10 protein-coding genes are annotated in these 11,908 nt (G+C 68.2%); 6 read left to right on the top strand and 4 right to left on the bottom strand.

Annotated elements, in window-relative coordinates; genetic code table 11:
- Positions 1-6: 6 nt before the first annotated feature.
- Complete coding sequence (astD, locus tag J0A90_RS08425; RefSeq protein ID WP_207033481.1) at positions 7-1,476, top strand: succinylglutamate-semialdehyde dehydrogenase; 1,470 nt, start codon at positions 7-9, stop codon at positions 1,474-1,476.
- Positions 1,473-2,837, top strand: a complete 1,365-nt coding sequence (gene astB, locus J0A90_RS08420) for an N-succinylarginine dihydrolase (RefSeq protein WP_207033479.1) — start codon at positions 1,473-1,475, stop codon at positions 2,835-2,837. The genes astD and astB overlap by 4 nt, the downstream gene beginning before the upstream one ends.
- Positions 2,838-2,885: 48 nt before the next feature.
- On the opposite strand, the gene J0A90_RS08415 is transcribed toward astB, so the two are convergent.
- The 3 genes from J0A90_RS08415 to J0A90_RS08405 form a co-directional block, all read right to left on the bottom strand.
- On the bottom strand, positions 2,886-3,920 hold the full coding sequence (locus tag J0A90_RS08415) for an SPFH domain-containing protein (protein WP_207033477.1): 1,035 nt from the start codon (positions 3,918-3,920) through the stop codon (positions 2,886-2,888).
- Positions 3,917-4,381: an NfeD family protein gene (locus J0A90_RS08410; RefSeq protein WP_207033475.1), complete on the bottom strand. Its 465-nt coding sequence runs from the start codon at positions 4,379-4,381 to the stop codon at positions 3,917-3,919. Before J0A90_RS08410 ends, J0A90_RS08415 begins: the two co-directional genes overlap by 4 nt.
- 190 nt (positions 4,382-4,571) lie before the next feature.
- Positions 4,572-5,720, bottom strand: a complete 1,149-nt coding sequence (locus J0A90_RS08405; RefSeq protein ID WP_233076619.1) for an MFS transporter — start codon at positions 5,718-5,720, stop codon at positions 4,572-4,574.
- 356 nt (positions 5,721-6,076) lie between these two features.
- On the opposite strand from J0A90_RS08405, the gene ilvD reads away from it, so the two are divergent.
- The 4 genes from ilvD (at position 6,077) to J0A90_RS08385 (ending at position 10,388) form a co-directional block, all read left to right on the top strand.
- Positions 6,077-7,789 (top strand): dihydroxy-acid dehydratase, encoded by a 1,713-nt coding sequence (ilvD, locus tag J0A90_RS08400; RefSeq protein WP_207033470.1) that lies wholly within the window; start codon positions 6,077-6,079, stop codon positions 7,787-7,789.
- Positions 7,790-8,006: 217 nt separating this feature from the next.
- Positions 8,007-9,188, top strand: a complete 1,182-nt coding sequence (locus J0A90_RS08395) for a hypothetical protein (protein WP_207033468.1) — start codon at positions 8,007-8,009, stop codon at positions 9,186-9,188.
- Between the two features lie 99 nt (positions 9,189-9,287).
- Entirely contained in the window at positions 9,288-9,725 is a 438-nt protein-coding gene (locus J0A90_RS08390) for a hypothetical protein (RefSeq protein ID WP_207033465.1), read from the top strand.
- 135 nt (positions 9,726-9,860) lie between these two features.
- A complete protein-coding gene (locus J0A90_RS08385; RefSeq protein WP_207033463.1) occupies positions 9,861-10,388 on the top strand; it encodes a metallophosphoesterase family protein in 528 nt (175 codons plus the stop codon).
- Positions 10,389-10,404: 16 nt separating this feature from the next.
- Here J0A90_RS08385 and J0A90_RS08380 read toward each other — a convergent pair whose 3' ends face one another.
- A complete protein-coding gene (locus J0A90_RS08380; RefSeq protein WP_233076617.1) occupies positions 10,405-11,679 on the bottom strand; it encodes a PQQ-dependent sugar dehydrogenase in 1,275 nt (424 codons plus the stop codon).
- Positions 11,680-11,908: the final 229 nt, after the last annotated feature.

Raw genomic sequence — 11,908 nt, 5'->3', positions numbered from 1 at the left:
GGAACCATGGACGCCACACAACAACTGCTGATCGACGGCCAGTGGCAAGCGGGTGCCGCGGCTGCCTTCACCAAGCACGACCCGGTCGCCGGCACGCGTCTATGGCAAGCCAATGCCGCCTCCGCGGAGCAGGTCGGCGCGGCGGTGAGTGCGGCGCGGCGCGCCTTTGCCGGCTGGGCCCGCCGCCCGCTGGCCGAGCGCCAGGCGGTGGTCGAACGCTTTCGCGACCAGCTCGAGGCCAACCGTGAGCCGCTGGCCGAGAGCATCGCCCGCGAGACCGGCAAGCCGCTGTGGGAGGCGCGCACCGAGGTCGGCGCGATGATCGGCAAGATCGCCATCTCGTTGAACGCCTACCACGAGCGCACCGGCGAGCGCGCCCGCGACGCCAACGGCACCCGCGCGGTGTTGCGCCACCGCCCCCACGGCGTGATGGCGGTGTTCGGCCCCTACAACTTCCCCGGCCATCTGCCCAACGGGCATATGGTGCCGGCACTGCTGGCGGGCAACTGTGTGGTGTTCAAGCCCAGCGAGCAGACCCCGATGACCGCCGATCTGACCCTGCAGTGCTGGGTCGCGGCGGGTCTGCCTGCCGGCGTGATCAATCTCGTCCAGGGGGCGGCCGAGGTGGGCCAGGCGCTGGCTGGCCACAGCGATATCGACGGCCTGCTGTTCACCGGCAGCGCCAAGATCGGCGGCCTGCTGCACCGCCAGTTCGGCGGCCAGATCGGCAAGATCCTGGCGCTCGAACTGGGCGGCAACAACCCGCTGGTGGTGCGCGACGTACGCGATCCCGACGCGGTGGTGCTGACCATTCTGCAGTCGGCGTTTCTCTCCGGCGGGCAGCGCTGCACCTGTGCCCGTCGCCTGATCGTGCCCGAGGGCGAGAGCGGCGACCAGTTGATCGCGCGGCTGGCCGAGGCGATGCAGAAACTGCGCGTGGCGGCGCCATTCAGCGAGCCGGCGCCGTTCTACGCAGGGCTCGTCAGCCCGGCGGCGGCCGAGGGGCTGCTCGCGGCCCAGGCCGATCTCGAAGCACGCGGTGGCCGGGTGATCGTGCGCATGGCCTCGCTCGAGGCGGGTACCAGCCTGCTCTCGCCGGGGCTGGTGGATGTCACCGGCTGCGCGGTGCCCGACGAGGAGCACTTCGGCCCGCTGCTCAAGGTCTACCGCTATCGTGACTGGGATCATGCCATCGAGCTGGCCAACGACACCCGCTACGGCCTCTCCGCGGGGCTGATCGGCGGCGACCAGCCGGAGTGGGACGACTTTCTGCTGCGCATCCGTGCCGGCATCGTCAACTGGAACCGCCAGACCACTGGTGCCTCCGGCGACGCGCCCTTCGGCGGCATCGGCGACAGCGGCAACCACCGCCCCAGCGCCTACTACGCCGCCGACTACTGCGCCTATCCCGTCGCCTCGATGGAGTCCGACACCCTGACGCTGCCCGGCGAACTGCCGCCCGGGGTCACGTTATGAGCGACGTGACGAGCGGCGCGATGAGCGATGTGCGCGAGGTCAATTTCGACGGTCTGGTCGGGCCGACCCACAACTACGCCGGCCTGGCCCACGGCAACGTGGCCTCGATGCGCCACGGCGGGCTCGCCTCCCATCCGCGCGAGGCGGCGCTGCAGGGGCTGGCCAAGATGAAGTCGCTGATGGATGCCGGCTACGCCCAGGGCGTGCTGCCGCCGCAGCAGCGCCCCGATCTCGGTGCGCTGCGCGCGCTGGGCTTTACCGGCAGCAATGCCGAGGTGCTGACCCGGGCCGCCCGTGAGGCGCCGCAGCTGCTGCGCGCGGTGTGTTCGGCGTCGAGCATGTGGACCGCCAATGCCGCCACGGTGACGCCGAGTATCGACGCCGCGGATGGCCGCGTGCACTTCACCCCGGCCAACCTGCAGTCGAGCTTTCACCGCTATCTGGAGCCGGAGACCACCGCCCGCGTGCTGGCGGCGATCTTCCGTGATCCGGCGCACTTCGCCCATCATTCGGCGCTGCCGGCGACCCCGGCGTTCTCCGACGAGGGCGCGGCCAACCACACCCGGCTCTGCGGCGACCATGGCGAGCCCGGCGTGCATCTCTACGTCTACGGACGTCAGGCGTTCGGCGGCGAGCGCGGCCCGCAGCGTTACCCCGCGCGCCAGACGCTGGAGGCCAGCCAGGCGGTAGCGCGTCAGCACGGCCTGGCTGAGGCGCAGACGGTGTTCGCCCAGCAGCACCCCGAGGCGATCGATGCCGGCGTGTTCCACAACGATGTGATCGCGGTGGGCAACGGTCCGGTACTGCTCTACCACGAGATGGCGTTCCTCGACGAGGAGCAGACCCTGGAGGCGCTGCGCAGCCGAATGGCCACGCCGCTGATCCCGGTGCGCGTCCCCAGCGAGGCGATCAGCCTGGAGGAGGCGGTCTCGACCTATCTGTTCAACTCGCAGCTGCTCACGAACCCCGGTGGCGACATGACGCTGGTGGTGCCGGGCGAGTGCCAGGAGAACGAGACGGTGTGGCGGGCGATCCAGGATCTGCTGCTGGCCGGACACAACCCGATCGGCGAGATCCTGGTCAAGGACGTCAAGCAGAGCATGCGCAACGGCGGCGGGCCGGCCTGCCTGCGCCTGCGCGTGGCACTCTCGGCGCAGGAGCGCGGCGCCCTGGGCGGGCGCGTGCTGCTGGATGAGGGGCTGCACGCCGAGCTGGTGGCGTGGGTCGAGCGTCACTACCGTGACCGGCTGACGCCCGACGATCTGGCCGACCCGCAGCTCGCCGAGGAGACATTGGCAGCGCTGGACGAACTCACCCGCCTGCTGGGTATCGGCAACGTCTATCCGTTCCAGCTCGGCTGAGAGGGGCGGGTTCAGGTGGCCCGGGCGCCCGCCCGGGCCACTCGACGCTCAGCTCTGGCTGGCGGCGCCGCCGACCATGCCGCGCTGCAGGTCGTTGTCGCGCAGGTGCTTGGCGACCGTATCTTCCGGTGAGCCGGCCATCTCGCGGAACATCCCCATGCTGCCCAGCAGGGCGGAAGACTCGTAAGGCACGAAGACCCGCTCGCCCGCCTTGGCCATGTTCGGCAGCGCCTTGATGTAGCTCTGGCCGAGCAGGTAGCCCACCACGGTGCGCTTGTTCTCGTCGCTCTCGCCGATGGCGTTGAGCACCAGCTTGATCGACTCCTGCTCGCCCTGGGCGCGCAGGATCGCCGACTGCTTGTCGCCCTCGGCGTTGAGAATCGCCGATTCACGCTGGCCCTGGGCCATGGCGATGGCGGCGGACTTCTCGCCCTCGGCTTCGGTCACCGTGGCGCGGCGTTTACGCTCGGCGGCCATCTGCAGGCGCATGGCGCTCTCCACCTCTTCGGGCATGGCGATGTCCTGGACCTCGACGCGGGTAATCTTGACCCCCCACTTGGAGGCCGGCGTCTCCATGTCCGCCTGGATGGCGTTGTTGACCTCGGCGCGGGACTCGAACAGCTTGTCCAGCTCCATCTTACCCACCACCGAGCGCAACGTGGTCTTGGCCAGCACCTCGACCGCCTGGCTCATGTTGGCGACCTCGTAGACCGCGCGCTTGGGGTCGATGATCTGGTAGTAGAGCGCGCCGTTGATGGTGACGGTGACGTTGTCGGTGGTCACCACCGGCTGGCCGGGGAAGTCCATCACCGTCTCGCGGCGGTCGATGCGCACCTCCTCGGTGGAGATCGGGTAGTACTCCTCGCCCTGCTTGCGATAGCGGATCATGCTGATCGCCCGCGGCTGCTCGATGAACGGAATGATTACGTTGATCCCGCTCTCCAGCAGGCGGTTGAAGGAGCCGAGACGCTCGACCACCATCACCTCCGACTGGCGCACGATGACCAGCCCCTTGATGATGAGGATCACGCCCAGCGCGACGATGATCAGGCTGATCAGCAGCCCGGGCCCGATGAAATTCATGATGATGACTCCGTATGATGGGGGAGCGTGACGATGGCGAGGGTGCCCTCGAAACGCTGGAAGATGACCTCGCTGCTGGCGGGCAGCTCGGTCGTGTCGCTGTCGGCGACGCGCAGCCGATAGAAGTCGCCGTTGATCTCGATGCCGCTGGCGCCATCGAAATCGCGCTTCAGCGTGCGGTAGCGCTGGCCGCGTTCGGTACCCGTGCCGGTGGTGCCGTAGGCCACCCCGCGGGGCGAGAAGCGGGGGCGGATCACCTTGATCACCAGCGGCAGCATCACCCCGGCGGCCAGACCCAGCCCCAAGAGCTGCCAGGTGAGCGAGGTGCCGAGCGCGGCCAGCAGCACCGCGACCAGCGTTGCCACCGCCAGCGCCAGCAGCACCATTGCGCCGGAGAGCAGTTCGGCCAGCCCCAGCAGCAGGGCTGCCACCAGCCAGACATAAGCCATGTTCCAGTCCATCGTGTCTCCACCGATCGGATCACAGGAGAGAGGGGCGCCGGGGCGCTGCCCGAAAAGTCGCAGCGCGGTACTTTTCAGACAAAGCGTAGTGTGCCCGTTGGTACGACGGCTGAGTATCAGCGATCGCCGTCACATCGTGTAAGACTTCGACCATAGCCGCCGTTGGCGCGCAGTACTTTGCAGACAGGCGCTAATCGTCACCGAGCCTGACCATCCGCGGCCGCCCCAACAGCACCCCGGCCATGCTCTGGCCGGCCAGTAGCAGCAGCAGGAATCCCAGCGAGAGCTGCCAGTCGCCGCTCAAACCGTGCAGGGCGCCGAACAGCAGCGGGCCGCAGGCCGCCAGCAGATAGCCCAGACTCTGCGACATGCCCGAGAGCATGGCGGCGTGCTGCGGCTGGCGCGTGCGCAGCACGATCATGGTCAACGCGAAACTGAAGCAGCCGCCCTGGCCGGCGCCGAGCAGCAGCGCCCAGCCGATCGGTGCCGCGGTGGGGGCCAGCAGCAAGCCCAGCAGGGCGACGGCGATCAGCGCACACAGGCCGAGCACCAGCAGACTGTGGTGGGTCAGGCGCGAGGCGAGACGGGCAATGAAATAGCTGGCAGGGATGCTGGTGAGGTTGATCATCGACAGCATCAGCCCGGCGGTGGCTTCGGGCACGCCGGCCTGGATCGCCACCGCCGGCACCCAGGTCTGCAGGGTATAGAAGCCGAGCGACTGGGCGCCCATGAACAGCGTCAGCGTCCACGCCACCGGGCTGCGGAACAGACGCGACATCGGCGGGCGCTTGGCGGCAGCGCCGTCGCCCGCAGGCAGGCGCAGCGCCAAACGCCACCACAGCAGCGCCGAGAGCACGCCGAAACCGGCCCACAGCCAGATCGGGGTCGACCAGCTCCCCGAGGCGCGCATCAGCGGGACCGCGCTGCCGGCGCTGATCGTCGCGCCCACGCCCATCATCACCGTATAGAGTCCCATGGTACGGCCCAGGCGATCACCGCGATCGCGCTTGACCAGGCTCGGCATGAACACATTGCCGAAGGCGATACCCAGCCCCGCGCACAGCGTGCCCGCCAGCATCAGCGTCACGCTCTCGATCCCGCGCAGCAGCCCACCCAGGGCGATCAGGCTGAGCGCCCAGGCGATCGCACGGTCGAGACCCACGCGCCCGGCAAAACCCGGCGCCAGCGGTGACAGCAACCCGAAGCAGAGAATCATCCCGGTGGTGAAGAGACTGGCGGTGCCGGCACCGATGGCGAGTGTCGACATGATCGGTTCGAGCACCGGCCCCACCACCACGATCGGCGCGCGCAGATTGATCGCGGCGAGGCCGAAGGCCACGAGCCACAGCCAGGCGGGGAGCGGGGGACGAGTGATCGGAGCTGACGACACGGGGAGGGCCTTCTGAAGCATGGGGCTGCATCTTAGCACTCCCACCCCAGGCCGAGGCGGAGTTCACCCTGGCGTATCGATGACTGGCGCTGAGTGGCGTTCCGGGAACGGCTCGAGACGTCGATTGGCGTGACGTCGAACATGACGCGACGCCGTCGAGTGCGAGAGGATGGGGTCAATGCGCCACTCCGGCACTCACGGGGTAGCGCCAAGACCTGCCGGTCAGATATGGCGTCAGCACTACCGCCGGCATGACACGCCAGAACCACAATACCCAGCGTTACAAGCGAGAAGAGGAGCTCCCGATGAGCGAGCAAGATGCCACCCACGAGAACGACCCGCGGCGGCGCCATTCGGCCAAGGTGGTCGATGGCCCCGGCAAGGCTGCCAGCCGCGCCATGCTGCGCGCCGTCGGTTTCAACGACGAAGATTTCAAGAAGCCGCAGATCGGGGTCGCCTCGACCTGGAGCCGGGTCACGCCGTGCAACAGCCATATCGACGTGCTCGCCGACGCGGCCAGCGACGGCGCCGATGCCGCCGGTGGCAAGGGCGTGGTGTTCAACACCATCACCATCAGTGACGGCATCGCCAACGGCACCGAGGGCATGAAGTACTCGATGGTCTCGCGCGAGATCATCGCCGACTCCATCGAGGCGGTGGCCGGCTGCGAGGGCTTCGACGGCGTGGTCGCGATCGGTGGCTGCGACAAGAACATGCCGGGCTGCATGATCGGTCTGGCGCGCCTCGATCGCCCGGGTATCTTCGTCTACGGCGGCACCATCCAGCCCGGCGCCGGGCATACCGATATCGTCTCGGTGTTCGAGGCGATGGGCGCTTACTCCCAGGGCAACAAGTCGCTGATCGAGGTCAAGCAGATCGAGGAGACGGCGATCCCCGGACCGGGCTCCTGCGGCGGCATGTACACCGCCAACACCATGGCCTCGGCGATCGAGGCGCTGGGCATGAGCCTGCCCAACTCCTCGGCCCAGGAGGCGGTATCGCAGACCAAGCGCGACGACAGCCACGCCGCCGGTGAGGCGGTGCTCAATCTGCTGGCGCTGGATCTGAAGCCGTCGGACATCATGACCCGCCAGGCGTTCGAGAACGCCATCACCGTGGTCATCGCCCTCGGCGGCTCCACCAACGCGGTGCTGCACCTGCTGGCGATCGCCAACACCATCGGGGTCGAGCTGACGCTGGACGACTTCACCGCGATCGGCAAGCGCGTGCCGGTGCTGGCCGACCTGCGCCCCAGCGGCCACTACATGATGAGCGAGCTGGTGGCGATCGGCGGTATCCAGCCGCTGATGAAGACCCTGCTCGATGCCGGCCTGCTGCACGGCGACTGCGTCACCGTCACTGGCAGGACGCTGGCGGAGAACCTCGCCGAGGTCGCGCCCTATCCGCTCGATCAGCAGATCATCAAGCCGCTGGATGCGCCGGTGAAGGCGTCCAGCCACCTGCGCATTCTCTACGGCAACCTCGCCCCGGAAGGTGCGGTGGCCAAGATCAGTGGCAAGGAGGGCACCCGCTTCACCGGCCGCGCGCGGGTGTTCAATTCCGAGGAGGAGGCGCAGGCGCGCATCAACGATTTGACGGTGGTCGCCGGCGACGTCGTCGTCATCCGCTACGAAGGGCCCAAGGGCGGGCCGGGCATGCGCGAGATGCTCACCCCCACCTCGGCGATCATGGGCCGTGGCCTGGGCGATCAGGTGGCGCTGATCACCGACGGGCGCTTCTCCGGCGGCAGCCACGGCTTCGTGGTCGGCCATATCACCCCGGAAGCCTTCGTCGGTGGGCCGATCGGCCTGGTCGAGGATGGCGACGAGATCACCATCGACGCCGAGAACGACGTCATGACCCTGCACGTCGACGACGCCGAGCTCGAGCGTCGGCGCGAGGCGTGGCGGCGGCCGACGCCGCGCTATGCCCGCGGCGCCCTGGCCAAGTACGCCAAGACCGTCAGCTCGGCTTCACGCGGCGCGGTGACCGATCTGCCCGAAGTCCTGGATGACTGAGCCTCGGATGACTGAGCGCTCGACGATCGAGCGCCCGATGACTGCAAGGCTGGACGACCGAGGCGGCCGCTAGCGCGACTCAGTGGTTCGCGTCTCCGGCATGAGCCCGGCTCATGTTGGAGGCGCGGAATTTTCACGTGTGTACGCCAGTTTCCGCGGCGCGGCTTGGGTATCCTTGGCGGCTGATTCATCACCATGACCGCGTTGAGGGGACCCCATGCAGACCAGCCGCGACCGCATCATTACCACCCACACCGGCAGCCTGCCGCGTACCCCGGCGCTGTCGCGCATGCTGGTGCTGCGTGAGCAGGGCAAGCCAGTGGATAGCGCAGCGTTCGAGGCCGAGGTCGCGCGCTGCCTGGATGGCGTGATCGGCGCCCAGCTCGATGCCGGGCTCGACAGCATCAACAACGGCGAGGCGCCGCGGGTGGGTTTCTCGACCTATGTCACCGAGCGTATGAGCGGCTTCGGCGGCGAGGGGCGGCGCAAGCCGACGCTGGATATCCAGAAATTCCCCGGCTATGCCGAACACATGGCGCGTCAGATCGGCGTCTCCGAGGATCTGGCCAAGGTCTGGAACACGCCGCTGGCGCAGCAGGCGGTGCGCTACGATCCGACGCTGGCCGGAGTCAAGACGGAGCTGGCCTCGTTCGCGGCCGCACTGGCGGGGCGCCCGGCACCGCGGGAGACCTTCATGACCGCGGCCTCCCCCGGCGTGGTCACCACCACCATGCTGCGTGCCCAGGACAACCCTGACTACCCCACCGACCGCGACTATGTGCTCGCCGTGGCCCGGGAGCTGAAGCAGGAGTACGAGGCGATCGTGGCCGCCGGCCATGTGCTGCAGCTGGATGCCCCGGATCTGGCCATGGAGCGCGTGATCCTGTTCGGCGATGCCGACCTGGGCACCTTCCTCGAGCGCGTCGAGCTGCACGTCGAGGCGATCAATCTGGCACTGGAGAACATCCCGGCGGACAAGGTGCGCCTGCACGTCTGCTGGGGCAACTGGCAGGGGCCGCACCAGGACGACGTGCCGGTGGCCGAGCTGCTGCCGATCCTCTACCGGGCCAAGGTGGGGGCGCTCAGCATCCCGCTGGGCAACCCGCGCCACGAGCACGAGACGGTCTCGTTCAAGACCCACCCGCTACCCGATCACATGCTGCTGATGCCGGGGGTGATCGATGTCACCACCAACTATCTCGAACACCCCGAAGTGGTGGCCAATCGCATCTGTGCCTCGGTCGCCGCGGTAGGCGATCGCGAACGCGTGGTGGCAGGCACCGACTGCGGCTTCGGCACCTTTGCCAGCTACGAGTTCGTCGCCCAGGACGTGGCCTGGGCCAAGCTCGCGGCGCTGAGCGAAGGGGCGGCGATCGCCACCCGGCGGCTGTGGGGCTGAAGCCGAGGTCAGGGCACGGCGTTCAGTGCTCTTCTATACTGGCTGCGAGCGCCAACAGCTTGTGATGACAGGAGAGGTGGCATGACCGGGAGAGGGGCGATGAGCGTAAGCCGTGCGGTGAACGTAAGCAGTGCGATGAACGTGGTGAGAACGATGGCCATCGGCGTCGGGGTGTCGCTGTGTCTGGCGAGCGCCGGGGCGATGGCCCAGGAGCCGGGCGCCAGCCAGCCGCACCACCCCAAGGAGACCCGGGTGCTGGAGGAGGGCGCACCCGAGATCGCCAAGCAGTGCCTGGCACTGGCGCTCGACAGCGGCGAGAACCGCGATATCGAAGGCAAGGCGATCTACGACACCAATGCCTGGGACTATGCCGCCGACGAGCTCGACAGTGGCGATACCTTCGAGCTGCTGGTCGACCTGCTGGGGCCGGGCAATACCAAGTACAACCTTACCTGCCAGGTGGATGCCGACGGTAAGGTGACGTTCGACGGCGTCGAGACCTCATCCACCGTCAAGTCCAATCCCGGCGGTGCCTGAAACGCTGCACGTCATTTTGCGACGGCTCATTGCGCGACGGCCCTTCGGGGCCGTTTTGCGTTAATCCACTGAAGCCTGGTGCCGTGAGCGTCGTGTGAAGACATGGCGACGTTCGAGAGTGGCTAGGAGCGCGCCATGAACGACACCCACAGTGGTGATGAACGGCTGCCCGAGAGGCGTACGCTGCGTATCGACAGCGCGACGCCGCTCGGGGTCATCGCCGACACCCACGGTCTGCTGCGCGATGAGGCGCTGGCGCTGCTCGCCGACTGCCCGCAGCTGATTCACCTCGGCGATGTCGGCGACCCCGAGATTCTGACGCAGCTGGCCGCTCGCGGCCCGCTCCATGCGGTGCGTGGCAACATCGACCGCGAGGGCCCCTGCGCGGCGCTGCCCACCCACCTCGAGCTGATCGTCAACGGCCAGCCGTTGCAGCTGGTGCACGATATCGCCGACTGCGACGAGCGGCTGGCCTGTGCGGCGATCCTCCACGCCCACTCGCACAAGCCGCGCCAGACCTGGCGCGATGTCGACGGCCGGCGCCAGCTGCTGTTCAATCCGGGCGCGGCGGGGCGGCGGCGCTTTCGCCTGCCGCTGACCCTGGGCAAGCTGTGGGTCACCGCCGCCGGGCTGCGTTCGGCGATCCTCCATCTACCGCTGTAAGACACGCTCGGCAAAGTCACGGCGTACCGGGCAGCAGCCGCACCAGGGCGCCGTCGCGGGCATCGGTCAACGCCCACAGCGCGCCGTCCGGCCCTGCGTCCACGTCGCGCACCCGCCCCAGTTGGGACGCCAGGCGCGCTTCGCCGCTCACCCGTTCGCCGTCCAGCGTCAGCCGTACCAGGCCGCCGGGGGAGAGCGAGGCGATGATCAGGTTGCCGTGCCAGTCGGGAAAGCGTGAGCCCTGATAGAAGGTCATGTCGCCCGGGGCGATCACCGGGTCCCAGTAGTAGATCGGTTGCTCCATTCCCGCCCTGGCGGTGACGCCTTCTCCGATCGGCGCGCCGCTGTAATCCTCACCATAGGTGATCACCGGCCAGCCGTAGTTTTGCCCGGCCAGTGGCACGTTGAGCTCGTCACCGCCGCGAGGGCCATGTTCGATGGTCCACAGCTTGCCGCTGTCGGGGTGCAGCGCCGCGCCCTGAATGTTGCGATGGCCGTAGGACCATACCGCCGGTGCCCCCGCCTGACCCGCGGCGAACGGGTTGTCTGCGGGGATACTGCCGTCGGGCTGAATACGCACCACCTTGCCCAGATGCGTGTGCGGGTCCTGCGCCAGTTGGCGTGGTTCGGGCAGCGAGCGTTCACCGAGAGTGACGTAGAGCCGGCCCTGAGTGTCCCAGACCAGCCGCGAGCCGAAGTGCTTGGTCGACGCCCAGGCCGGCGTCTGGCGGAAGATCACCGTCATCTCGTCGAGCTGCTGGCTCCCGGCGGCGAGGGTGGCACGGGCGACGGCGGTGGTGTTCTTGCCATCCTCGCGCGGTTCGGCGTAGCTCAGATAGAGCCGGCGATTTTGCGCGAAATTCGGGTCGAGGGTGATATCGAGCAGGCCGCCCTGGCCGCGGGCGTCGATCTCGGGTAGCCCGCCGATCGGTGCCGAGAGGCTGCCGCTACGCAGATCGACCCGACGCAGTCGCCCCGGGCGCTCGGTGATCAGGGCGGTGTCGTTGTCGACAAACGCTAGGCCCCAGGGGTACTCCAGCCCCTCGGCCACACGCTCGATGCACAGCGGCGCGCTCGCCGGCAGTGCCGGGGCGCGGGTCTGCGCGGCGAAGGCGGGGCGCTGCTCCGGGGCGTTGGGTGGGCCGGTGGGCACCGGCGCCTGGGCCAGGGCGTCGCCACCCAGCGCGAGCAGGGCGATGCCGGCGATGCGTGAAGCCAGGCGAGGCGCTGTGGTTCTTGCCAAGTGCGGGGCCATGTTCGGGGCCGAGTGAAGGGTCACGGATGGCTGCATGAGGCTCTCCTGAAGCGAACGCGGTGTCCGGCTGGCGGGTACCGGTAAGAATCGGAACAAGACGACACCTAGAGAGTATGGACCATGGGGAGCGAGCCGAGCGCCGAGATCGTTCCGGCTAAGTGTCGTCCCGACAAGTGTCGTCCCGCATAGTCTTGAAAGATTGTCGACAAACACTGACGCTATTAGCGATGCCTGATAAAATTAGTCTTTTACGGAATTCGGCCTC

This window comes from Salinicola sp. DM10, assembly GCF_017306975.2.
In the GTDB taxonomy this organism is placed as follows: Bacteria; Pseudomonadota; Gammaproteobacteria; order Pseudomonadales; family Halomonadaceae; genus Salinicola.
The sequence above is the reverse complement of the archived record's forward strand: the minus strand, read 5'-3'. Positions and strand labels throughout refer to the sequence as shown.

What these genes read in the sequence shown, in the direction of transcription:
- astD (WP_207033481.1), top strand. Translation starts at nt 7, where the DNA reads ATGGACGCCACACAACAACTGCTGATCGACGGCCAGTGGCAAGCGGGT.
- J0A90_RS08395 (WP_207033468.1), top strand. Translation starts at nt 8,007, where the DNA reads ATGCAGACCAGCCGCGACCGCATCATTACCACCCACACCGGCAGCCTG.
- astB (WP_207033479.1), top strand. Translation starts at nt 1,473, where the DNA reads ATGAGCGACGTGACGAGCGGCGCGATGAGCGATGTGCGCGAGGTCAAT.
- J0A90_RS08390 (WP_207033465.1), top strand. Translation starts at nt 9,288, where the DNA reads ATGAGCGTAAGCCGTGCGGTGAACGTAAGCAGTGCGATGAACGTGGTG.
- J0A90_RS08380 (WP_233076617.1), bottom strand. Translation starts at nt 11,679, where the DNA reads ATGCAGCCATCCGTGACCCTTCACTCGGCCCCGAACATGGCCCCGCAC.
- ilvD (WP_207033470.1), top strand. Translation starts at nt 6,077, where the DNA reads ATGAGCGAGCAAGATGCCACCCACGAGAACGACCCGCGGCGGCGCCAT.
- J0A90_RS08410 (WP_207033475.1), bottom strand. Translation starts at nt 4,381, where the DNA reads ATGGACTGGAACATGGCTTATGTCTGGCTGGTGGCAGCCCTGCTGCTG.
- J0A90_RS08385 (WP_207033463.1), top strand. Translation starts at nt 9,861, where the DNA reads ATGAACGACACCCACAGTGGTGATGAACGGCTGCCCGAGAGGCGTACG.
- J0A90_RS08415 (WP_207033477.1), bottom strand. Translation starts at nt 3,920, where the DNA reads ATGAATTTCATCGGGCCCGGGCTGCTGATCAGCCTGATCATCGTCGCG.